At 71.8% G+C, this 22,592-nt stretch carries 15 protein-coding genes; 5 read left to right on the top strand and 10 right to left on the bottom strand.

Features of this window, described 5'->3' with window-relative positions; genetic code table 11:
• Positions 1–91: 91 nt before the first annotated feature.
• Positions 92–4,816, bottom strand: a complete 4,725-nt coding sequence (locus ACIBI9_RS47755; protein ID WP_397233194.1) for a GH92 family glycosyl hydrolase — start codon at positions 4,814–4,816, stop codon at positions 92–94.
• Positions 4,817–4,968: 152 nt separating this feature from the next.
• Complete coding sequence (locus ACIBI9_RS47760; RefSeq protein WP_397233196.1) at positions 4,969–5,466, bottom strand: hypothetical protein; 498 nt, start codon at positions 5,464–5,466, stop codon at positions 4,969–4,971.
• Between the two features lie 157 nt (positions 5,467–5,623).
• Here ACIBI9_RS47760 and ACIBI9_RS47765 point away from each other — a divergent pair, with 157 nt between their 5' ends.
• The gene (locus tag ACIBI9_RS47765) at positions 5,624–6,184 is read left to right on the top strand and encodes a GNAT family N-acetyltransferase (RefSeq protein WP_397233198.1); all 561 of its coding nucleotides are present in this window, start codon (positions 5,624–5,626) and stop codon (positions 6,182–6,184) included.
• Positions 6,185–6,235: 51 nt separating this feature from the next.
• Here the strand turns inward: ACIBI9_RS47765 and ACIBI9_RS47770 are convergent, their stop codons facing one another.
• Positions 6,236–7,600: an FAD-binding oxidoreductase gene (locus ACIBI9_RS47770; RefSeq protein WP_397233200.1), complete on the bottom strand. Its 1,365-nt coding sequence runs from the start codon at positions 7,598–7,600 to the stop codon at positions 6,236–6,238.
• Positions 7,601–7,675: 75 nt separating this feature from the next.
• Here ACIBI9_RS47770 and ACIBI9_RS47775 point away from each other — a divergent pair, with 75 nt between their 5' ends.
• Complete coding sequence (locus ACIBI9_RS47775) at positions 7,676–10,918, top strand: AfsR/SARP family transcriptional regulator (protein WP_397233202.1); 3,243 nt, start codon at positions 7,676–7,678, stop codon at positions 10,916–10,918.
• Between the two features lie 5 nt (positions 10,919–10,923).
• Here the strand turns inward: ACIBI9_RS47775 and ACIBI9_RS47780 are convergent, their stop codons facing one another.
• Positions 10,924–12,363: an OmpA family protein gene (locus ACIBI9_RS47780; protein ID WP_397233204.1), complete on the bottom strand. Its 1,440-nt coding sequence runs from the start codon at positions 12,361–12,363 to the stop codon at positions 10,924–10,926.
• 186 nt (positions 12,364–12,549) lie between these two features.
• Here ACIBI9_RS47780 and ACIBI9_RS47785 point away from each other — a divergent pair, with 186 nt between their 5' ends.
• Positions 12,550–13,461, top strand: a complete 912-nt coding sequence (locus ACIBI9_RS47785; RefSeq protein ID WP_397233206.1) for an ABC transporter ATP-binding protein — start codon at positions 12,550–12,552, stop codon at positions 13,459–13,461.
• Positions 13,458–14,243 (top strand): hypothetical protein, encoded by a 786-nt coding sequence (locus ACIBI9_RS47790; protein WP_397233208.1) that lies wholly within the window; start codon positions 13,458–13,460, stop codon positions 14,241–14,243. The genes ACIBI9_RS47785 and ACIBI9_RS47790 overlap by 4 nt, the downstream gene beginning before the upstream one ends.
• On the opposite strand, the gene ACIBI9_RS47795 is transcribed toward ACIBI9_RS47790, so the two are convergent.
• The 6 genes from ACIBI9_RS47795 to ACIBI9_RS47820 all read right to left on the bottom strand — a co-directional run bounded on the left by ACIBI9_RS47795 (position 14,240) and on the right by ACIBI9_RS47820 (position 21,581).
• Positions 14,240–14,839, bottom strand: coding sequence for a response regulator (locus tag ACIBI9_RS47795; RefSeq protein WP_397233210.1), 600 nt, complete (start codon positions 14,837–14,839; stop codon positions 14,240–14,242). The genes ACIBI9_RS47790 and ACIBI9_RS47795 overlap by 4 nt on opposite strands.
• A 95-nt stretch (positions 14,840–14,934) precedes the next feature.
• Positions 14,935–16,101, bottom strand: coding sequence for an acyl-CoA dehydrogenase family protein (locus ACIBI9_RS47800; RefSeq protein ID WP_397233212.1), 1,167 nt, complete (start codon positions 16,099–16,101; stop codon positions 14,935–14,937).
• An 86-nt stretch (positions 16,102–16,187) separates the two neighbouring features.
• Positions 16,188–17,210, bottom strand: coding sequence for a LacI family DNA-binding transcriptional regulator (locus tag ACIBI9_RS47805; protein ID WP_397233214.1), 1,023 nt, complete (start codon positions 17,208–17,210; stop codon positions 16,188–16,190).
• 66 nt (positions 17,211–17,276) lie between these two features.
• On the bottom strand, positions 17,277–17,651 hold the full coding sequence (locus tag ACIBI9_RS47810; RefSeq protein WP_397233216.1) for a hypothetical protein: 375 nt from the start codon (positions 17,649–17,651) through the stop codon (positions 17,277–17,279).
• A 549-nt stretch (positions 17,652–18,200) separates the two neighbouring features.
• Positions 18,201–20,057 carry a trypsin-like peptidase domain-containing protein gene (locus ACIBI9_RS47815; RefSeq protein ID WP_397233218.1) on the bottom strand — a complete coding sequence of 619 codons (1,857 nt, stop codon included), beginning with the start codon at positions 20,055–20,057 and terminating at the stop codon, positions 18,201–18,203.
• A gap of 156 nt (positions 20,058–20,213) precedes the next feature.
• Entirely contained in the window at positions 20,214–21,581 is a 1,368-nt protein-coding gene (locus ACIBI9_RS47820) for a sensor histidine kinase (RefSeq protein WP_397233220.1), read from the bottom strand.
• A gap of 134 nt (positions 21,582–21,715) precedes the next feature.
• Between ACIBI9_RS47820 and ACIBI9_RS47825 the strand changes: the two genes are divergently transcribed.
• Positions 21,716–22,588, top strand: a complete 873-nt coding sequence (locus ACIBI9_RS47825; protein ID WP_397233222.1) for a hypothetical protein — start codon at positions 21,716–21,718, stop codon at positions 22,586–22,588.
• Positions 22,589–22,592: the final 4 nt, after the last annotated feature.

Genomic DNA, 22,592 nt, shown 5'->3' on the forward strand with positions numbered 1-22,592 from the left:
GACAGCTACCTCGCCGGCCTTCACCTACGCGGAGCCATCTTGTGGATCCGAAGCCTTCAACCCATCTGAAGATCTGAACTCCGTACAGGCCCTAGCGCCGCAGGTCCAGCCGTACCCTGGCCAGCCAGGACCCCCAGCCGTTGTCCGGCCGGCTGTCCCCGATGCGCAGGTAGAACGTACGGGCCTCGCCCCGCAGCTCGTTGAGGTCGAGCGTGCGCGCCGAACGGTTGGACAGGTCACGCACGTCGGCGCTCTCCTGCAGCACGGTCCGCCAGTCCCGGTTGTCGGCCGACACCTGCACCAGGAACTGGTTGCCGATGTCCAGCGTCACCGAACCTCCGCTCACCTGGGCCGGCAGCACGAACCGATAAGTGGCGTGGCTGTCGCCGTCGGTGAAACGGGCGCGCCCGTCGAACACCTCGCCGTCGAGCTGGGACCCGTCGGCCTCCAGCAGCCACGGCTCCTCGGCCGCCGTGCCGGGCGTGAACTCCACGGTGTCGCCGACCACCGTGACCGTCACCTGCTCGCCGGCCGCTCCCTGGTCGGAGGTCGCGGCGAGCCGGACCGGGTGGCTGCCGGGACCCGCCGTCGCCGGCACCGTCACCTGGAACGTCACGGTCTGCGACGCGCCCGGCGCGATGGGGCCGAAGGCGGCGGCCTCCGGCTGGACGGTCCAGCCCTGCGGGCCGGTCGCGGTCAGCCGCCCGGTGGCGGGCCGGTCGGCGTGATCGGACACGGTCACCGGGAGCGTAACGGTCTCCCCGGGCGAGGCGAAGACCCCGTTGGCCTCGATGACCAGCGGCGACGTGGCGGGCGGCGCGGGGGCGAGCAGCTCGATCTCCGCGAGCGACGTTCCGCCGGTGAACCTGATCCGGTAGTGGGCGTACGCGCCAGGATGCGCGATCTTGAACGGCCGGGTCTGCAGCCGCCACTGGAAGCTCTCGCCGGCCCGCTCGTCGAGCACCTTCCACGACGTGCCGTCGGCGGAGCCCTCCAGGACCCATCCGGAGGGATCCTCGGACGGCTGGCCGGCGCCGGAGGTGAGCGTGTAGTAACGCGCCTCCCGGTCGCCGTCGAAGGTGTACCGCACCCATTCGGGCAGCGTCGCCCGGGTCGCCGAGTCGTCGTCGAACAGCGCGCTCACGTCGGCGCCGCCGGCCGCCGACGCCGTGCCGCGCCCCGGCCCCGTGACGTCGTGCAGCGGGGCGGGGATCCGGTCGTCGCCGGTGATCGAGGGCGGGGCGGCGTTCTTGCCGGTGCCCCAGCGCGACGGCTTCGGTCCCATCTCGAACACCAGCTCGCCGCCCTTGGCGAGCAGGTCGTGCGGAAGGTACGTCTTGTCGTACGCCCTGCCGTTGACCTTCAACCCCTGCACGTAGACGTTGCGCGCGCTGTTGCCCGGCGCCCTGATGACCAGCTTCCTACCACCCTCCAGACGCACCGTCGCCTTCTTGAACAGCGGCGAGCCGATCGCGTAGTAGGGGCTGCCCATCTGCAGCGGGTAGAAGCCGAGCGCCCCGAAGACCTGCCAGGCCGACATCTCCCCGTTGTCCTCGTCGCCGGGGTAGCCCTGGCCGATCTCGCTGCCCAGGTACAGCCGCGAGAGCGCCTCGCGCACCTTGGCCTGGGTCTTCCACGGTTGTCCCGCGTAGTCGTACATGTAGGCGATGTGGTGCGAGGGCTGGTTGCTCTGCCCGTACTGGCCCATCCGGATGTCCCGGGCCTCGCGCATCTCGTGGATGATCCCCCCGTACGAGCCGGGGAAGGTCGCCGTCTCCTGGGTGGCGAAGAACGTGTCCAACTTGGCGGCCAGCCTGTCGGCGCCGCCGTACAGGTTGGCCAGGCCGCGGCCGTCCTGCGGGACGTGGAAGGCCATGTTCCAGCCGTCGGTCTCGGTGTAGTCGAAGCCCCATGTACGCGGGTCGTAGGCGCTCGGCTTGCGCCGGAAGGAGCCGTCGGCGTTCCTGCCCTGGAAGAAGCGCACCGCCGGGTCGAACAGGTGGACGTAGTTACGGGCCCGGTTCTGGAAGTATTCGTACTCCTCCAGGTAGCGGGCCCGCTGCGCCCCCGTGGATCGCTCGGCCAGCGCCTTGGCCATGTTCGCGATCCCGAAGTCGTTGATGTAGCCGTCCATCGCCCACGACATCGCCTCGCCGGTCGACTGGATGCTCGTGTAGCCGAGGAAGACGGAGGTGTTCAGGCCCTTGCGACCCACGTGCCGGGTGGGCGGGGCGACGGTGGCGTTCTTGACCGCGGCCTGGTACGCGGCCACGGCGTCGAAGCCGGTCACCCCCTTCAGGTACGCGTCGGCGAAGGCGACGTCGGAGCTGGTGCCGACCATCAGATCGGCGTACCCGGGCGAGGACCACCGGGCGATCCAGCCGCCGTCCAGGTACTGCCGCACGAACCCGTCGATCATCTCCCCGGCCGCCTTCGGCGTGAGCAGCGCGTACGCGGGCCAGGTGGTGCGGTAGGTGTCCCAGAAGCCGTTGTTGACGTACACCTTCCCGTCCGCCACCGGAGCCCCGGTCTGGGTGGGCGTGCTGGGCGGGGTGCTGGTCGCCGACTGCACGGCGTGCTTGTAGATCGGCGCGGCGGCGGTGCCGGTGTTCTCGAAGCCGGAGTTGGGATACAGGAACAGCCGGTACAGGTTGGAGTACAAAGTGGTCAGCTGGTCCCGGCTCGCCCCTTCGACCTCGATGACGCCCAGCTTGGCGTCCCACGCCCGCCGGGCCCGCTCGCTGACCGTCTCCAGGGTGTCCGAGGCGGCGATCTCCAGCTCCAGGTTGTGCCTGGCCTGGTCGACGCTGATCAGCGAGGACGCGATGCGCATGGTGACCGTCCGAGTCGTGCCCGCGTCGAAGGACAGGTAGCCGAGCACGTTGTCGCGGCCCTGGCCGGTCAGCTTGCCGCCGCCGGTGACCGGGCGGTCGAAGACGGCGTAGTAGAACATCCGCGTGGCCCCGGTGGACAGGTCGCTGCGCACGTCGGAGTAGCCGGTCACCACACCGCCGGTCGTGTCCAGGGTCAGGCCGCCGCTGTTGCCCACGTTGTCGAAGATCAGCTTGGCCTCGGGGCCGGGGAAGGTGAAGCGGGCCAGCGCCGAGTGGTCCGCCGGGGCGATCTCGGTCTTGAGCCCGCTGTCGAAGGTGACCGCGTACAGGTGCGGCTGCGCGACCTCCCGCTCGTGGCGGAAGGCCAGCGCGCGGGCGGTACGGGACGGGTTCGGCACGCCCTCGGCCGCCGAGGGCATGAACTGGAACGTCTGCCGGTCGCCCATCCACGGGCTGGGCTCGTGGCTGGCGGCGAACGCCTGGATCTGGGGCAGGTTGGCGGCGTTGTTGGCCCGGTGGTAGTCGTACAGCCAGCTCGTCGAGCCGGCGTTGGTCATCGGGGTCCAGAAGTTGAACCCGTGCGGCACCGCGGTGGCCGGGAAGTTGTTCCCCCGCGAGAAGCCGCCGGTGGAGTGGGTCCCCCGGGTGGTCACCACGTACTGGGCGGGGCTCCGGTCGTCGCGTGCCGGGCGGCCCTCGTACGGCTGCCGCTTCCGCTCCGAGACGATCTTGATGTCGTCCACCCACCCGCGGAACCCGGCGGGACCCACGGGGCTGTCGTAGGCCACCAGGATGCGGCTGATCCGCTTGCCCTTGGCGACCTCGCCGATCTGGGCGCGCTTGTAGTTCCACTGGTCGGCGTACAGGGTCTTGGACTCGCCCTGCTCGCGCGGCGCCAGCCGGACGCCGTGCTGGTCGACGGCCTTGAGGTCGCTGAGGTACGTGCCGTCGCGGAAGGCCAGGTCCACCGAGACGTACGTGCTGGGGTAGCGCAGGTCGGCCGCGGTGAACTCGGGGAAGACCAGGTAGGACAGCTCCGTCGTGGCCGTGACCGGGATGTCCACCTCGAACACCTTGTTGGTGGAGTGGCCGCCGGTCGGCGCCGTGGTGCTGCCCGCGTACTGGAACGCCCGCAGGCCGGAGAAGCCGGCGCGCGGCTTGGACACGAAGCCGCCGTTCGGCCCCGAGCCGATCTGGCTGCGCATGTCGCTGGGCGGCTCGGGGCCGGTCCGGCCGTCCGACAGCTCCCACTCGGCCAGCTGCAGGATCGAGCCGCTGCCGATCCGGGTGACGTTGAGCCGGTAGTGGGCGTAGGCGGTCGGGTTGGCGAAGCGGTACTCCTTGCGCTGGAAGCGCGCGGTGAACGTCTCGCCGGTCCGGGTGTCCAGGGTGGTCCAGTTCTGCCCGTCCTGGGAGCCCTGCAGCTGCCAGTCGCGCGGGTCGCGTTCGGGTGCGTCGTTGGCGGAGGTCAGCGCGTAGTGCACGACCGCGACCGGGCCGGACAGGCCGTACTGCGCCCAGGCGGTGCCGGTGAACACCAGCCACTTGGTGTTCGCGTCATCGTCGGCCAGGTTCTCCTTTCCCTCGCCGCCGGAGGCGTTCTCGCCGCTGGCGCTGACCTGGGCGAGCTGGTCCGAGATGCTGCCCTCGACGCGTCCGGGCAGGGTGCCGGTGACGTTCGCGGCCTTCTTGCCGCCGCGGGCGTCGGTCTCCGGCGTGTTGACCCACGTCGGCTGCGGGTCGCCGGGCTCGAAGGAGGAGGCGAAGGCCGCGCCCTCGGCCTGGGCCAGGGCCTGCCCGTCCCGCGCCGCCCGCTGCGTCTCCGCCGCGGGCGGGGCCGGCTCGGCGGCCTGCGGGCCGGGGGGCGGGCTGTAGGAGGGGTTGGGAGTCGGGGTGCCCGAAGGGCCGGGATTGGGCACGGCTTCAGGTCCGGCCGGGCCGGTCAGCGCGGCGGCGGGTGCGGCGAGGACGAGGGTGGTCACGGCGCATAAGACCGCCATCATAAGAGATCGTTTACGACGGGACGGGGAAGGCCAGAGGGTGCTCACAGCGGTCTCCCAAGAGGAGTGATGACAACGTTGTCAACCCCGATCTGTTAAGGAAGTTTTCAAATCGGCGGCGCCGTGTCAAGACCTCAATGGGAGCCGACCAGCGTCTTGAGCGCGATGATGGCCAGCCCCAGCGCGAGGTTGGCGGCCCCGGAAAGGGCTATGACCCGCGCGGGGGCCCGGGCGGTCACAGCCGCCGTGACGGCCCAGGCAGCCTGGCTCGCCACGGCGACGACCAGCGCCACCCAGGTCGCCGCCTTGTCGGACAGGCCCAGCGACGAGGCGAAGGCGGCGCCGATGGCAGGAGGGAAGGACGCCTGCGCCACCGGCCAGTCGTGCCGGCCGGCCGTGCGGAGCCGCTGCCAGGTCAGGGGCTGGGTTCTGCTGGACACCACCCAGGCGTAGACGTGGGCGAGCCAGAACACCACGCCCGTGCAGATCAACACGACCACGAGGTCGCCCGCATAGAGCGGCGTGCCGTCCACCGCGCTGCCGGCCACGACCGAGGCCGCGAGCAGCGAGCCGTACACGGCCCCCGCGAACTCGGTCCGCTCCTGGTCGCCTTCGGTGTCATGCGTGTCCATGGCAGCAGTGTCGTCGGGCGCCTGCCGGGCCCGGCCGGTCGGCGTGCGGGACGATGCACAGTTTTGGGCTGTTCGGGAAGATCGCCAACCTGCCCGGACCGGCCGCGTGAGAGGATCTCCTGGCGATATGGCCTGGTTTTCGATCGTTGGGGGAACGATGTTCGCAATATCCCTGGGCGAGGACGGCGCGGAGCTGCGCCCGCTGGAGCCGTGGCGGGCCGAGGAGCTCCTGGCCCACATGGACCGGGGCCGGGAGTTCGTCGGGCAGTTCATCGCGCTGCCGGACAAGGTCACGGACCTGGAGTCGAGCCGGTCCCTGCTGCTGTCGTACGCGGAGAAGGCCGCCACCGACACCGGGCGGATCTACGGCATCTGGACGGACGGCACGCTGGTCGGCGGCGTGCTCTTCCGCACGATGGACGTCCCGAGGGGGCTCGCGGAGGTGGGCTGCTGGCTGGAGCCGTCGGCGGCGGGCAAGGGCCTGGTGACCAGGGCCGCACGGGTGATCATCGATTGGGCCGTCGAGGAACGGGGCATCCACCGCATCGAGTGGATCGTCGCGGCGGAGAACGCGGCCAGCATCGCCGTGGCCCGGCGGCTGGGGATGACCAAGGACGGCGTGCTCCGGGAGAGCTACCCGCACCGGGGCAAGCGGCACGATCTGGAGATCTGGTCGGTGCTCGCGCCCGAGTGGCGTTCGGCCAGGCAGCCGTCCTAGCGTGACCGGCACCCGCCCGCGGTCCGGGCGGGCGGGTTCACTTCGAGGACCTCATGGGCTGACGTGGGCGCAGTGGCGGAACACGTCGCCGGGGTCCCAGGCCGCCTTCACCTGCTGCAGTCTGCGGTACCTGTTCACGCCCATCGCCCAGCGCACCCGGTCGTCGTCGGCCTGCTCCAGGTTCAGGTAGGAGCCGGTGACCCCGTGCTTCCTGATCGCCGTGGTCACCTCCTCCACCCAGGCGAGGTTGGCGGGGTCGTCGCCGGGATCCACCCAGACGCCGACGGGATGCACCAGCCAGCGCCCGCCGTCGCGGCTGGGGAAGGCGGAGTCCGGCGCCGTCCTGACCGCCTCCGGCAGCGGCGAGACGATCAGCTGCGACAGCGGGCTCGGCGCGGCGATCGCGGCGTCCTGCAGGTCGGAGATCAGGTTCGGCTCGAGGCCGGACACGAACTCCGCCGACCACCTGTTGCGCCGCCCCGGCTGCGAGCCGTCGTCCAGCATCGACTGCAGCGCCAGGTACGGCATCGGCTGGACGGCGTCGAACAGCGGCGTCGCCGCCTCGAAGAGCGGCTGGATCGTGTCGGCGCCCGCCTCCGGGTCGCCGAGCCAGACGGGCACGATCGCGAGGATCGGCCGCCCGACCACGTGCCCGGGTACGAACGGCGCCGGAGGCGCCGTCAGGAAGACCGCCGCGGGTGCGAAGTCGTCGTGCCCGGCCGAGTGCAGCCGGTCCAGGGCCTCCAGTACGGCGGGCGCGTCCGACACCCGGTAGCCGATCATGCCGCCGAGCACCAGCGGGCCCAGCGGGTGCAGGCGGAAGGTGAACGACATGACCACGCCGAAGTTGCCGCCCCCGCCGCGCAGCGCCCACATCAGCTCGGGCTCGCTCTCGTCGTCGGCGACGACCACCCGGCCGTCGGCGGTGACGAGCTCGACGGCGATCAGGTTGTCGCAGCTCAGCCCGTACTTCGCGGACAGCCAGCCCTCGCCGCCTCCGAGGGTGAGCCCGGCGACGCCGGTGTGGCTGATCCGGCCGCCGGGCACGGCCAGGCCGTGCGCCTGCGTGGCCTGGTCGACCTCGCCCCAGATCGCGCCGGCCTGGACGACGGCCGTCCGGGCGGCCGCGTCCACGGTGACGCCGCGCAGCGCCGACAGGTCGATCACGAGGTCGCCGCCCAGCGCGTGCCCGGCCACCCCGTGCCCGCCGCCGCGCACGCTGACCTCCAGACCGTGCTCGCGGGCGTAGGAGAGCGCGCTGACGACGTCGGCGGTGCCGCTGACCCGCACGATCGCGGCCGGCCTGCGGCTGATCATGCCGTTGTGCAGGGCCCGGGCGTCCTCGTAGCCGGCGTCCCGCGGCGTGAGGACCTCTCCTTGTACGGTGGATCGCAGGTCCGTGATGTCTTGTGTCATGCACCCAGCGTGAGCGGATGACCTTGCACCCCCATTTCACGGACGTCTCACGGAATTCGCTGAGATAATTCCCCCATGCCCTCCCTCCCCGGCCTAGACGTCCTCGTGCTCGGACCGGTCACTGTCCGTGCCGGAGAGGCGACGATCGTGGTGGATCGCCTCCTGGAGCGCGCGCTGCTGACCCGGCTCGCGCTCGCGGGCGGGTCTCCGGTCCCCGACGCGCGGCTGGCCGCCGACCTGTGGGGGGAGGCGGAGCTGGCCCGTCCCACCGAGCGCCTGCGGGTCCTCGTCTCCCGCCTGCGCGCCGCCCTCCCCGCCGGCTCCGGCGGTCCCGGGCAGAGCGGGGCCGGCGCGGGCCGGTCGCGGCAGGCGTCGCCCCTGGTCAGGACGCCTGGCGGCTACGCGCTCGACGCCCACGCCGCCGACCTGGTCCAGGCCCGGGCCGCCGCCGAACGGGCGCACGCTGCGGCCAGGTCCGGCGACCACGCGGGCGCCAGGGCCTCGGCGGCGCAGGCGCTCGGGCTCTGGCGCGGGAGCGCGCTGGCGGACCTGCGGGCGATCCCCTATGCCGAGCTGGAGGGGGAGCGGCTGGAGGCGTGGCGGCTGGACCTGCTGGTGCAGCGGCTCACCGCCGACCTCGCCCTGGGCGCGGCGGCCGAGGTGAGCGCGGAGCTGGAGCGGCTGGCGGACGAGCATCCACTGCACGAGCGCCTGTCCTGCCTGCTGGCGCTGGCCCTCTACCGCACCGGCAGGCAGGCCGACGCGCTCGACCGGCTGGCCAGGCTCCGCCGCAGGCTGGCCGACGCGCTCGGCGTCGACCCGGTCCCGGAGACGGCCGCGCTGGAGCTGCGGATCCTCCGCCAGGATCCGTCCCTGCAGGTCACGAACGCCGCCCCGGCGGAAAGCGAGATCGCGCCCAGCCCGGAGCCGCCCCTGCTCTCTGCAGGGTCGCCCGAGGCGGAGCCGTCCCCGCCCTCCGCCGGGTCGCCCGGCGCACCGTCCCCGACCTCCGCCGGGTCGCCCGGGGCACCGTACCCCCTCTCCGTCGGGCCGCCCGGGCCGGAGTCGTCGCCGCTCCCCGCCGAGCCGCCCGCCCCGGATCAGGCTCGCCCCCGGGTACGCCTGCCGGGCCCCGCGACGAGCTTCGTCGGACGGGACGGCGAGCTGGCGGCGCTGGTGAGGCGGCTCGCGCGGCCGGGGCTCGTCACGCTCACGGGCGGGCCGGGCAGCGGCAAGTCGCGGCTCGCGATCGAGGCGGCCAAGGCCGTGGCCCAGGCCCCGGCCGCGGAGCCCAGGGCGGTGACGCTGGTGGAGCTGGCGCCGTTACACCGGGAAGGGGCGGTGCGCGCGGCGGTGGCGGCGGCCGTGGAGCTGGAGTCGGAGTCCGACGATCCCCTGCCGGAGCTGGCCGCGCGCCTGGACGGCGGGCTGCTGGTGCTCGACAACGCCGAGCACCTCATCGACCAGGTGGCCGAGCTCGTCGTCGGGCTGCTGGGCCGTACCGATGGGCTGGCCGTGCTGGTCACCTCGCAGCTCCCGCTGCTGGCGGCGGGGGAGGAGCTCAACCGGGTCGGGCCGCTGCCCGCGCGCGCGGCGGCGACGCTGTTCACCCAGCGGTGCGCCCCCGACCAGGCCGACGCCGAGCCCGCCGCCGTCGCGGCGATCTGCGCCGCCGTGGACCGGCTGCCGCTGGGGATCGAGCTGGCCGCCGGTCTGACCCGTACGCTCACCGTGGCGCAACTGGCCGCACGCGTGGAGGACCGGCTGCGCCTGCTGGTGGGCGGCGGCCGCAACGCGGGCGGCCGGCACACGAGCCTGCGCGCCGCCCTCGACTGGAGCCACGACCTGCTGGCCGAGCGGGAGCGGCTGGTGCTGCGGCGGGTGTCGGTGTTCAGCGGCGGCTTCGACCTGGAGGCCGCCGAACACGTCGTGCCGGGCGCGGCGGGCGCCCCCGGCACGGGCGCTCCCGGCACGGGCGTCCCTGGCACGGGCGACGCCGCCGGGGAGGGCATGACCGTCGGGGACGTCGCGCCCGCGCTGGCCGAGCTGGCCGACCGGAGCCTGGTCACCGTGGAGACGTCCGGGGGCGGGCGGCGGTTCGGCCTGCTGGAGACGGTGCGCGACTACGCGCGGGCGAAGCTGCTCGCCGCCGGGGAGACGGAGGGCGCGCTGGCCTCCCACCTGGGCTGGTGCGTGGCGTTCGTCCGCCGGCTCGGCGCGCCGACCGACTTCCTCGCGGCGGAGGAGGTGTCGGCCGTGTTCGCGGAGTGGCCCAACCTGCTCGACGCGCTGGAGCGCGCCCCCGGCACCGAGCGGGCGGCCGACGGCCTGCGGCTGGCGCTCGAACTGCACACCCCGTGGCTGATCCGCGGCTGGTACGGCGAGGCCGAGCGGCATTTCTCGGCCCTGGCCGACGCGCCGGGCAGCACGCCGACCGAGCGGGCGACCGCGCTGAGCGACCACGCCTTCGTCTCCACCATGGTCGGCAAGTTCGACGCGGCGGCCGAGCTCCTGACCAGGGCCGCCGAGTTGGCCGAGATCGCGTCGGACGACATGGTGACCATGAACGTCCTCTACTACCGCGGCATCGTGGAGATCGAGCGCGGCCGCCTGCGCGAGGCGCTCCCTCCGCTGCTCCAGGGCCTGGAGCTGGCCGAAAGCGTCTCCCACACGCAGCGGGTGTCCGCCTTCGCCGACGCGCTCGGCACGCTCCACCTGTACTCGGGCGATGCCGAGCAGGCGCTCCAGCGCTATGTCACCGCCAACTCCTTCGACCTGGAGACCGGTGACGAGCACGGGCTGGCGCGCGGTCTCAGCAACCAGGCGCAGGCGCTGCTGGGCATGGGCCACCTCAAGGAGGCGCTGGCCTGCGCCACCGAGTCCGACCACTACGCCGCGCGGCTGGACGACCGGCAGATCCTCCCCCTCAACGAGCTGATCAGGGGCGCCGTCTCCACGGCCGAGGGGGATCTGGCCCGGGCGGAGGGTCACATGCGCACGGCCGTCGGTTATGCCGTCACCGACGGCTCCGGAGCGAGCATGGCGCACATCGACCTGGCCGACGTGCTCATCCGGCGCGGGGAGCTCGGCGAGGCCGCGGCGCTGCTGGACGAGGTCTACGCCGAGTCGGCCGAGCACAGCACGCCCTGGCTGGCGGCCCGGGCGGTGTCGGCGGCGCTGGCGCTCGCGGGCCGGGACCGGCGGCGGGCCGGGGAACTGGCCGAGGCGACGGCCGCCGCCTACGCCGCCTCGGGCTTCGGCTGGCCCCGCTACGCCGCCCGCCTGGAGGAGGTCAGAGCCGCGCTCACCACACCGTGACCGCCTCAGCTCGCTGCCACCTCGGCCGGGAGCGCCTGGTCGTAGCCGCCGACCTGGACCTTCACCGACGTGACGTTAGCGCTCGGCGCAGGGAAGAGCCCCCACAGCGTCACCTCGGCGCCCGCGGGCACCGTGTCGAGCTTGCCCGGCGCGAAGGAGGCGCTCATCGTGCCGACGAAGTCGAAGTACGTGGGCTCGGCGAAGCCGCACAGCTCCTGCCGGCCGTTCTGAGCCGCGATCGACAGCTGGCCCGAGGTGAGCTCCTTCGGCGTGAAGTGGTTCTCGTACTCGAGGGATGCGGCCTGCGACCCGGGGTTGGTGACCTTGACGCTCGCCAGGAGGTAGCCCGAAAGCCGCCGTACGCTCTCCACCCGCACCCGGAGCCCCGCGTCGGTCAGGTCGGTCCCCGTCTCCGGGGGGCGTACGGCGGTGTCGCTGTCGATCTGCACCTCGACCCGCCTGTTCTGCGCCCGCCCGTCCGGGTCGTCGCTGCCGTCGGGCTTGACGTTGGGCGCCACGGGCTCGCCCTCGCCGTGCCCCTTCGCCCGGTAGGCGAAACCGTCTCCGAGAGCGGGACGCAGCACCTGGCTGACGGCCGCGGCGCGCTCCTCCGACAGCGTCTGGTTGTCGGAGGTGCCCCCGATCGCGTCGGTGTGCCCGTCCACGGTCACAGATCCGGACGAGGCGGAGACGCGGCCGCGCAGCGCCTCGACGGCGGTCCTGGCCGACGGCGACAGCTTTGAGCTGCCGAACTCGAACAGCACGTCGCTGGGCAGCCGGAACGCCTCACGCGTGCCGCCCGTCGTCCTGCAGACCAGCGGACCGACCTGGAGCTTGTTGTGCGGGCCACGCAGCGCGGGGTCGTCGGCCGGTTCGGCGTCCGTGATCGGCACGGTCACCGGGAGCAGGCCGTTGAGCACGACGAGCATCTCGGTGGCCTCCTTGGGCGGCGCCGCGAAGACCGCCGTCACCGGGGCCGAGCGGCCCGGCTCGATGTCGACGTCCGCGCTGATCCGCCCGTCCGGGCCCGAGCTGCCGATCAGGCCGTACGCGGTGCCACGGGGCAGGTCCACCAGCGTGATCAGCTGCTCGCGGCTGTCGAGGCCGAGGGCGCCGAGCGAGATCTCGTCGTCCGTGCTGTTGAAGAGCTCGAACTGCAGCGCCAGCTCGTTCTCGCCGGACCTGACCAGGCGCAGGTTCCGGCCCTCGACCGGCAGCGCCGACGAGGTGGGCCCGGCGACCACGCCCTCCGAGGACGACTGCGAGGGCGCAGGGGACTCCTCCTGCGTGGGGGAGGGGTCCTCGGGCCGGTCCTGGGCCGGGGCCTCGGGAGCCTTCACGGAGGATGTGGGCTGGGCCGGCCGCCCCAGCGCACCACAGGCGGAAAGGGCGAGCACGAGCGCCGTCCCGCAGGCCACGCTCCTGGTCATGTCAGTCATCGGCATGCGGACCAGCCTGGGAGCACGGCGTTCCACGGACATTTCACCGGAGTCTCACCGCGGGACGGCGTGCCCGGAGTCATCCTCCCGACGATGACTCCCGTCAACAGGCGCCGATGACCGCGCACACTACTGCCGTCCGCGCGCCCCGGCCACCCTTGACGCATCGCAACAACGACGGAGGGAGACAGCGTGATCGAGGTTTCCGACCTCACGAAGCGCTACGGGGGCAGGCTCGCGGTGGAGGGCCTCTCCTTTCAGGTGCGACCCGGTGTGGTGACCGGGTTCCTGGGCCCGAACGGGGCGGGCAAGAGCACGACGATGCGGCTGATCCTCGGCCTCGACCATCCCACGCGCGGCACCGCCACGATCGGCGGCAAGCCGTACCGGAGCCTGAAGAAGCCCCTGCACCGGGTGGGCTGCCTGCTGGACGCCAAGGCCGCGCACGGGGGGAGGAGCGCCCGCGGCCACCTGCTCGGGTTGGCGCGCAGCAACGGGATCGCGCGCGGCCGGGTGGACGAGGTGCTGGAGTACACCGGGCTCACCAGCGTGGCCGTACGCAAGCCCAAGAGGTTCTCGCTGGGGATGAGCCAGCGGCTCGGCATCGCCGCGGCGCTGCTCGGCGATCCGGAGGTGCTGATCTTCGACGAGCCGGTGAACGGGCTCGACCCCGAAGGGGTGCGCTGGATCCGGACCATGATGAAGAAGTTCGCGTCGGAAGGGCGGACCGTCCTGGTCTCCAGCCATCTGATGAGCGAGATGGCCGACACCGCCGACCAGCTCATCGTCATCGGCCGCGGCAAGCTCATCGCCGACATGACCACCCAGGAGCTGATCGCGCAGGGCTCGCAGGGCCACGTTCGCGTCAAGGGCCGGCAGCTGTCCCGGGTGGCGACCGTGCTGGAGAACGCGGGAGCGAAGGTCACCATGGGGGACGGCGACCTGCAGGTGTCGGGGATGACTCCCGAGCGGATCGCCGAGCTGGCCACCGACCACGCGCTCACCCTGCACGAACTCACACCCGTGTACGCGTCATTGGAGACCGTGTTCATGGAACTGACCGCCGACAGCGTCGAATACCAGGCCCAGGGGGGCACCCGATGATCTACGTGCTCCGGTCCGAGCTGGGCAAGATGTCCTCGATCGCCTCCACCTACTGGAGCGCGTTCGCCGCCGTGCTCGTCTCCGTCGCCATCGGCGTCATGGTCGCGGCGGGCATGATGGCGGAATGGGCGAGTGCTTCCCTCGCCGAACGTGCGCAGGCCGAGTCGGCCTTCGCCCCCGTCAGCTACTCGATGTTCGGGGTCGGGTTCGGTCTGTTCGCGGTCCTGGTGTTCTCGGCGCAGAACATCACCTCCGAGTACGGCACGGGCCAGATCCGCTCCACGCTGGCCGCGGTGCCGAACCGGACGATGCTGCTGACCTCGAAGGCGCTGACCGTGTTCCTGGCCGGAATCGTGATCGGGCTGGTGATGAACGTGGCGTCGTTCGTCGCCGGCCAGTTCATCCTGTCCATACACGATCTCGATACCACGATCACGGCGCCGGGCGTGCTCGTCGGCATCGTCCGCGGCGCGGTCGCGGTGGGGCTCGCGGGGGTCGCGGCGTTGGCGGTGGGCTCGCTGGTCCGGAACACCCCCGCCGCCATCATGATCGTGTTCGCCGTCTTCTACCTGCCCATGTTTCTGGCGCCGATGGTCCCGGCTCGGGTGGCGGACAACCTGGATTACCTGCCCAGCATGCTGGCCGTCGGGGCCGCGGCACCCCAGTCGGAGGTGGGGCCCGAAACGGTGGTCGCCCCTCTCCCCTCACTCGGGCTGATGGTGGCCTGGGCGGTGGTCCCGCTCGCGATCGCGGTGGTCGTCAACGAGCGGCGTGACGCTTAGAGCCAGCCCATCCGCTGGGCGGTGCGGATCGCCTCCAGCCTGTTCTGGGCGTTCAGCTTGGACATGGCGTTGGAGATGTAGTTGCGGACCGTGCCCTCGGTCAGGTGCAGCTTCCTGGCGATCCCGCCGATGGTCGCACCGTCGTCGGCCAGTCGCAGCGTCTCCCGTTCCCGGGGGGTCAACGGGCTGTCGCCGACCGCCATGGCGTCCATCACCAGCTCCGCGTCGAGATACCGGCCACCCCGGTGGACCTTGCGGATCGCCTCGCCCAGTTCCTCGGCATGCGCGTGCTTGCCGAGGAACCCGCTCACCCCCGCCGCCATCGCCCGCCGTAGATGGCCGGGCCGTACCAGGCGGGTGAGGATCACGACCTTGCACTGCGAACGGATCGCCTCGGCGGCGGCCAGCCCGTCCATCCCGGGCAGCTCGATGTCGATCACCGCGACGTCGGGGCGGTGCTCGGCCACCGCCCCGCTGATCTCGTCCCCACGGGCGACCTGCGCCACGACCTCGATGTCCTGCTCCAACCCCAGCAGCGCGACGAGCGCCCCGCGGACCAGGTGCTCGTCGTCGGCCAGCAGTACACGCGCATTCATCCCCATGGGGACAAAGGTGGCGTGAGCCCCTTTCACCCACATCTCACGCACATTTCAGGACTCCGGACCTCGAACGCGCGGGTCAGAGCACGCTCTCACGGCTCCAGGCCGAACAGCGCCCAGGACTCGCCCGCGGCCAGGCCGGCCAGTTCGCGGCCGCACTCCCGCAGCAGCTGCGGGCCCGAGGTGATGTGCGCGGCTCCCGCGTGGACGTCCCTGAACAGCCGCTGGATCAGCCCGTCGCGCAGCGCCGAGGTGCCGCCGGACGCGTAGACGAAGTGGGAGACCTCGGTGATCGTCGACGTGATGTGGTTGAGCGCGAGCCGCACCATCGTCTCCTGCCGTACGTCGAGCGTCCGGCCCGAGTCGAGGGTGCGCTCCACGTCGTCCCACGTCTCGCGCACCAGGGCCGACGCGGCGCGGAACTTCGCCTCGGCACGGGCGAAATCGGTGTGGAAGGCGTGGCTGTCGGCGATCTGCCCGGTCCGCCCGGCCCGTGCCACGGCGTAGCGGCTCAGCTCGTCCAGCAGCCGGCGGCCGACGCCGAGCGCCCAGGCGGAGTGGCAGATCAGCGCCTGGTCGACCAGGCCGAGCCGGTAGATGGCGCCGCCGCGCAGGGGCTCGTTCGTGTCGAAGACGTGCGACTGCGACTCCGGCACGAAGACGTCGTCCATGGAGTAGTCGATGCTGCCGGTCGCGCGCAGGCCGAGGACGTCCCAGTTGCCGAGCAGCTTGACGTCCTCGATCGGGGTGATGAAGATCCGGACCTCGTCGGTGCCCTCGATGGTGCCCAGGCTGTGGACGTACTGGGAGTGCAGCATGGCGGAGGCGAAGCTCCACTGCCCGCTGAGACGGAAGCCGCCGTCCTCGGGGACGGCGATGCCCGGACGGGTGCCCTGGCCCGCGAAGAGCGGCATCCGCGGGCCCTTGAAGATGCGCTCGACGGCCTCGTCGCCCAGGTAGGCGCCGGCCGTGCCGTTCTCCAGGGTGGTGGCCATGACCACCCAGCCCGTCGAGGGGTCGGCGTAGGAGAGCTCTCCGAGGACGGCCATCAGCTCCCTGGGCGACAGCTCGGCGCCGCCGAGCGGCACTGGCACCCATATACCGAAAAGTCCTGCCTCGTGTAGGGCGTCCACGACGGGGGCGGTGAGTCTGCCCTGCTCCTCGGCCTGGTCCGCGTCGCGCTCGATCAGCGGGCGCAGTGCCCGGGCTCGCTCCAGCAGGGTGTTGCCCGCGGTGTGCAGTCGCGGCGTGTCGCTCATGTCCAGGTGCTCCTGTTCGCGATCGTCGGCGCTCTTACTCCGTCAGATCACGTAAGCGGCGCATTGTCCAGAGCCGCCGCGCAACCTCACGGTCCGGCGGCCCGGCTCGATCCGCGGACGATCAGCTCGGCGGCGAGCTCGATGTGGCGGGACTCGATCTTCTCGCCGGCGGCCAGGCGCAGCGCCGTGCGCAGGGCGACGCCGCCCATCTCGCGCAGCGGCTGGCGTACGGTGGTCAGCTGCGGCGAGGTCATGATCGCTATCTCGGTGTCGTCGAAGCCGACCACGCTGAGGTCCTCGGGGACACGCAGGCCCCGCGCCCTGGCGGCCTGTATGGCGCCGAGGGCGCTCTCGTCGCTGACGGCGAAGATGGCCGTCGGCGGGAGCCGCAGGTCGAGCAGGGCGGCTCCGCCCGTCTCCCCGTCGGGATAGCAGAAGCCCGAAGCACGGACGTATTCGGCGGGCACCGGCATGCCCGCGGCTTCCATCGCGGCGCGATAGCCGTGCATACGTGCCTGGTTGGACGCCGCGCCGGCGATGCCGCCGAGGTAGGCGATGCGACGGTGCCCGAGGTCCAGCAGATGCCGGGTGGCGGACAGGCCGCCGGCGAAGTTGGTGGAGCCGACGCTGGTCACAGGGGTGTCCGGCAGGTTCATCGGGTCGATCACGACCACCGGCAGGCGAGCCCGGGACAGCCCGGCGAGCTGGGCCGGGGCCGGCTCACTGCCGAAGGTGATCAACGCTCGCCGCCCGGCGTCGACCAGGCCGCGGACCCAGGAGGCCCCGCCGCCGGCCATGACCGCCGGGCTGGTGACGACGACGGCCGCGCCCGACTCGGCTCCGGCCTCGATCATGCCCTGGATGATCTGGGCGGAGTAGGCGCACAGATCCGAGGCCACCTCCACCTCGACGGTGGCCGCAGCAGCCGCCCGCGCCCGGCGTGACCGGCGGGCGACGTAGCCGTGCTCGTGCAGCAGGGACTGCACCAGCGAGCGGGTGGCGGGTGCGACGTCGCTGCGGCCGTTGAGGACCTTGGACACGGTGGTCACGGACACGCCGGCCGAGGCGGCGATGGTGGCCAGCGTGGAACGCCCGGGACTGCTCGGCATCGATACCTCCCTCAGGAAACCACCCTAAAGGGAAAGATCAACCGAGGACGGGCCGCCGGGACACGGTCAGGGATTTCCCGATCGGCAGACGGGTGTGGTGTGGTACTCGACGGACGCGCCGGTGGCGTCGGAGATCACCGCCCGGATGTCGTACCGCGCCGTGGGTTGGCAGCCGATCCCCACGAAACTCCTGTTGTCGTACGCGGGGATGTGGCCGCCGTTGACGTACCAGCGGACGGCGACCGGCGCGACCGCCCCGCTGTAGGAGACCGAGCAGAGGAAGCGCCGCGCGAGCGGTTCGCAGCTGCCCCCGTCGAGGGTCAGGGCCATCGCAGTGGTCCTGGCCGCGGCTGTCGAGGAGGCCGACGCGGGCGGGACCGGGCAGAGGAGCAGGCCGATCGCCAGGACAGCGGGCGGGACGAGTCTGTACGACGTGCGCATTCCTGATCTCCCTTTTGGCCGACGACGGAATCGGATTTTCGCGTTCACGGGCACGAGCGGGATCCCGCCCGGCATCGACGGCAGTCAGGTCCCCGGGCGTCGCCTTCAGTATGGAAGGGCGGGCAGGGCGAATCCAGGACCAGAGCCTGTACGGAGATGAGATCAGCGGGATTCGCCTGCGCCCGGCCGCCGATCCTGGTGGTCATCGCCATGGCGCATGGCGACCTCGCCTGCCGGGCGTGGCAGACGACGGCCAGGGGCTTGCCGGAGGCCAGCGCCTCGGTCAGCAGCCGGCCGGCGTCCGCGTCGACGCACAGGTCTGCCCATGGGGCCGTGGCCGCCGGGGAAGTAGACCGCGTCGTAGTCCTCCAGACGTCGAACGCGACCTCCCGCATTGGGTGACGCGCTTCCCGTACCGCCCGGGCTCCGACGGGGAGTAGACAACCCGAACGGCTGGTCAGGGCGCCGATCTCTACAAGCAACGCAACGTCAACCGGATCAAAGAGTGGCCCGGACCGGCCTTCGACCAATCCGAAGGCCGTGCGGGCCCTAGGAGGGCCGGTCGTTCGGCGGAGGCGTGAACTGGCCGTAGCGGACTGCGCGGGTCTGCTCGCCCGAGGGCGGCTGGGCCTGGCCGTGCGGCGGCGCGGGGTATCCGTACGGGCCCGGTCCGTACTGGGGGTTGCCGTGGTCCGGGGCCGAACCGTACTGGGGGTTGCCATGGCCCGGAGCCGATCCGTACTGGGGGTTGCTCTGGTCCGGGGCCGAACCGTACGGCGCGGCACCGTAGCCGCCGGCGTTGTACGCGACGGGGCCGTACCCGTCGGCGCCCTGCCCGTACGCTGCCTGCCCGTACGCTGCCTGCCCGTACGCTGCCTGCCCGTATGCAGCCTGGCCGTACGCCTCCTGCGCCGGAGGCGGGACCTGGCCCGCGGGGAGCTGCCGCCACGAAGGGGGAGCCACCGCGCCGGGCGGGGGCTGGACGAAGGACGGCTCGGAGTGGCGGCGCCGGCGGCCGCGTCCGCGGAGGACCTTGGCCAGGACTGCGACGATCACGGCGGCGATCAGCACCCCGGCCCCGATCAGCACCCACATCAGGATCGGCTTGGGCGACTCGTCCTTGCCCGCGGAGATCGCCTGCTGCGCGTCGCTGATGTACTTGGCCACGTACGGGTGGTTCGGGAACAGCGCCTGGACCTCACGGAACTTCGGCAGCGAGTCCGAGTAGTAGTGCCGGAAGAAGTCGTTGAGCGCCTCGTTGTAGCGGGTCGTCGTGGTGGTCTGGGCAGGCTTGATGTTCTTCTCGCCGAGCTTCTCCTTGATGATGCTCACCGGCAGGACGAAGCTCTCGCTCTCCGACGCCTCGCCGTTCTCGCTCACCGTGCCGGCGATCAGCATGCCGATGACCTTGCCGTCCTTGCTGAACACCGGGCCGCCGGAGTTGCCGTGGTAGGAGGGTGCCTGGGTCTGGATGTAGGGGACGCCGGTCTGCGTGGTGCGCTTGGCGTTGTACGGGCCCTCGGTCAGCGCCGGCTCCAGCTTGGACTCCAGGCTGAAGAACGGCGTATTGGTGACCAGGCCGGGGAAGCCGCTGATGTAGAGCGTGTCACCGGTACGCACGTCGGCGTCGTCGCCGAGCGGCACGGTCGGCAGGTTCTGCTGGCCGTTGACCTTGAGCAGCGCGAAGTCCTTGCCCGGGTAGCTCTCGCCCACCGACACCAGCTCGGCCGGGACCGGCTTGGCCGTCTTGTCCACGCCGCCGCCGGGCAGGCTCTGCATCACCGACAGGCTCTGCTTGAGGTTGCGGAGCTGCATGTGGTTGGTGTTGAACGTGACGTAGATCTGCTGCGCGAGCTTGACGATCTCCTCGTCGGCCTCCAGGCCCCGCAGCCCGCTGATGATCTCCTTGGCGTCCTGCTTGTTGAACTTGGCCAGCGCCTGCTGCGCGAACAGTTGGCTCAGCTCGGTCTCGCCGACCTGAACGCAGTGCGCGCCGGTGACCATGTACCCGTCGGGGGTGACCCACCAGCCGGTGCACAGGCCGCCGACCTCGGCTTCGACCGTGCGCTCCGGGGTGGTCGAGGCGAGGTAGGTGTCCACGTCGGCCGCGATCTGCTGGAACAGCCACTTGGCGATGCTGCGCTCGTCCGAGGAGATCTTGCCGGACGCCACGGTGGCGGTGGCCTGCTCCACGAGCCGGTTGAACGCGGTCTGGTTGATCGTGCTGGTCGGCACGGCGACCGTGCCGGTGTAGGTGAAGCTCGTCAGCTGGACCGCGGGCTGGGTGCGCGCGGCCAGCCAGGTGCCGACGGGCACGTCGGGCCGCTCGTCGGGCGTGTCGGCCGCCGCCGGTAACGCGGGCAGCGCGACCGCCATGGCGACCGCCGCACCTGCGGCGATCTTCATCAATCTTGTCCTGAAATTTCCGCTCACATCCGGAAATGGTGAGGTCCGGCTCTTGTGCGCGGCTTGGAGCTGACTTGGGGGTGCGGCGGGGGACGCGCGGGCCGGGATGCGCAGTCCTCACGGACTGGGATGCGCAGTCTTCTCGCGCCGAGATGCTCAGTCCTCCCGGGCCGGGATGCGCAGGACGAAGCGGGCGCCGCGGTCGGAGTCCTCGATCGTGAGCGTGCCGCCGTGGGCGTGCGCGATCTCGCGGGCGATGGGCAGGCCGAGCCCGGTCCCGCCGGCGTCGCGGTTGCGCGCGGCGTCCAGGCGGGTGAAGCGCTGGAAGACCGTCTCGCGCTGCCCGGGCGCGATGCCGGCGCCGTCGTCGAGCACCTCCAGCACGGCCTGCCGGCCCTGCTGCCGTACGGTGACGAGGATCTGCGACTCGGCGTGCCGCTCGGCGTTGTCCAGCAGGTTCGTCAGGAGGCGGGCCAGCTGCAGGCGGTCGCCCGTGACGGCCACGCCCGGCTGCAGCGTGGTGACGACGCTCTTCGAGCGCGGCCTGTCGGTCTCGGCGGCGACCAGCTCGCACAGCTCCACCGGTTCCCGGGAGCTGGGCGCGCCCGCGTCCAGCTTGGTCAGCGTGAGCAGGTCGGTGACGATGGCCTGGAGCCGGTCCAGGCTGGCCAGGAGCGCCTCGCCCGTCGCCCGCCAGTCGGCGTCCTCGGGGCTGAGCAGCGCGTCCTCGACCTGGGTGCGCATCGCCGTGATCGGGCTGCGCAGGTCGTGCGAGGCGTCCCCGGCGAACCTGCGCTGCTGCTCCACCGCCTCCGCCTGCTTCTTCATCGCGGCCTCCAGCCGCTCCAGCATCTGGTTGCCGGTCCAGGCGAGCGTCCTGATCTCGTCGTCCACGTTCTCCGGTACGGGGAGCCGCATCCCGCCTCCCCCCGCGGTGATCTCGGCCAGCCTCTTCGTGATGTTGTGGACGGGCGCGAGCGTCCGGGCCACCACGCGCGACACCCCGAACCAGGTCAGCGCGACCAGCAGCGACGTCACGCAGATCTGGAAGAGGACCACTTTCAGGCTGACGTACCAGGGCACGGCCGGGGCGAGGGCGTAGATGACCCACGCGCCGTCCGGCTGGTACGCGTGCATGGCGACCACCAGCTCGCACCGCCCGGGGAACGCGCGCAGGTCACAGAACTCGGCGGCGTCGTTGGCCGTGTTCCGGCGGGGGATGGCCGTCGTGAGCCGGGGCAGGCCGGCCAGGTTCGGCGTCGAGGAGACCACGCGTCCCGCCGAGTCGATCACCTGGATGCCGTCGAGCCCGTTGGCGGTCACCGTCGCGGGCAACTGGTTGCGCTTGACCATGAGAAGCACGCGCAGGGCCTCGCTGGCCACGTCGTACGCGCGGATGTCGGCGGCCTCGTTCCTGATGGCGTACAGCACGAACGCGCTGACGACGACGTTCAGCAGCAACATGGCCAAGCTGGCGAGCAGCGCCAGCCGCATCCGCAACGACCGGCCCAGCCGTCTGATCACTCCACACCCCGTAGTCAGAAGACCACATGGAGTGTGTTCGCCCCTAATTCAGGGAGATTCCCCCACAAATCCGATAAGTGGGTCACAGCTCCCGTGAACGGCTACCGTAGGCGTCCGGAGGTGATCAAGAAATCTTGCGTAGGACGATCGCGGGCCTGTGCCTGGTGCTGCTCCTGGCCTCCTGTGGCTGGTGGTCCGATCGGGTCTCGCCGGGCCGGTTCGAGACACGTGCCCAGGAGGTGGTGGCGCGCTGGGACGGCTCGGCCGCAGACCGCGCCTGGCGTTCGGGTCTGGTCCCGCTAGGAGGGCTCCAGGATCGGGGTGGCTGGACCGACCCTCCTGCCTGGGTCACCCGGAGCACGCATAACGGCGTGTGGAAGCTCGCGGCCGAGTTACCCGCGGACCCCCTGACCGACGCGCGCGTGCGGTGGCCGGACGGCTCGGTCTCGGCGGTGCCGCTCGTCACGGCGGCCGACGCGTACGCGGAGTTCAGCAAGCCGGCCGACTTCGTCGAGGAGGAGTGTCCGGCCAAGGGCTGCCGCCCGCTCCGGGTGACCGGGGCCGAGCTGGGCGAGGCGACGGTGGAGACCAGCCGCGGCACGATCACGGTGCCCGCCTGGCTGTTCACCGCCAAGGGGGTCGAGTTCAAGTTCGCGTACGTGGCGGTCGCCCCGTCGGCCGTCACCGCCCGGCCGCAGGCCGCGGAGGGGGAGACCGAAGAGGTGACGGGTTTCGACCTCGTTGCAAGCAAGCCGCACGATCTGCTCCTGAAGTACGGCCACGGCTCCTGCGACCGCATTCACGGGGCGCGGGCGTACGAGACCGGCAGGCTCGTGGTGGTGGACGTGGACGAGGAGGGCTCCGGCGGGATGTGCGACCTGATGCTCAACATGGCCACGATCACCGTCACGCTGACGCGTCCGCTCGGCGACCGTCTCGTGCTCGACTCGGGCACGGGGCTGCCCGTCGTGCGCGGGGTGACACCGGCGCTGTACGGTCACCGGTAGCAGG

The sequence above is a fragment of the Nonomuraea sp. NPDC050451 genome, assembly GCF_044458585.1.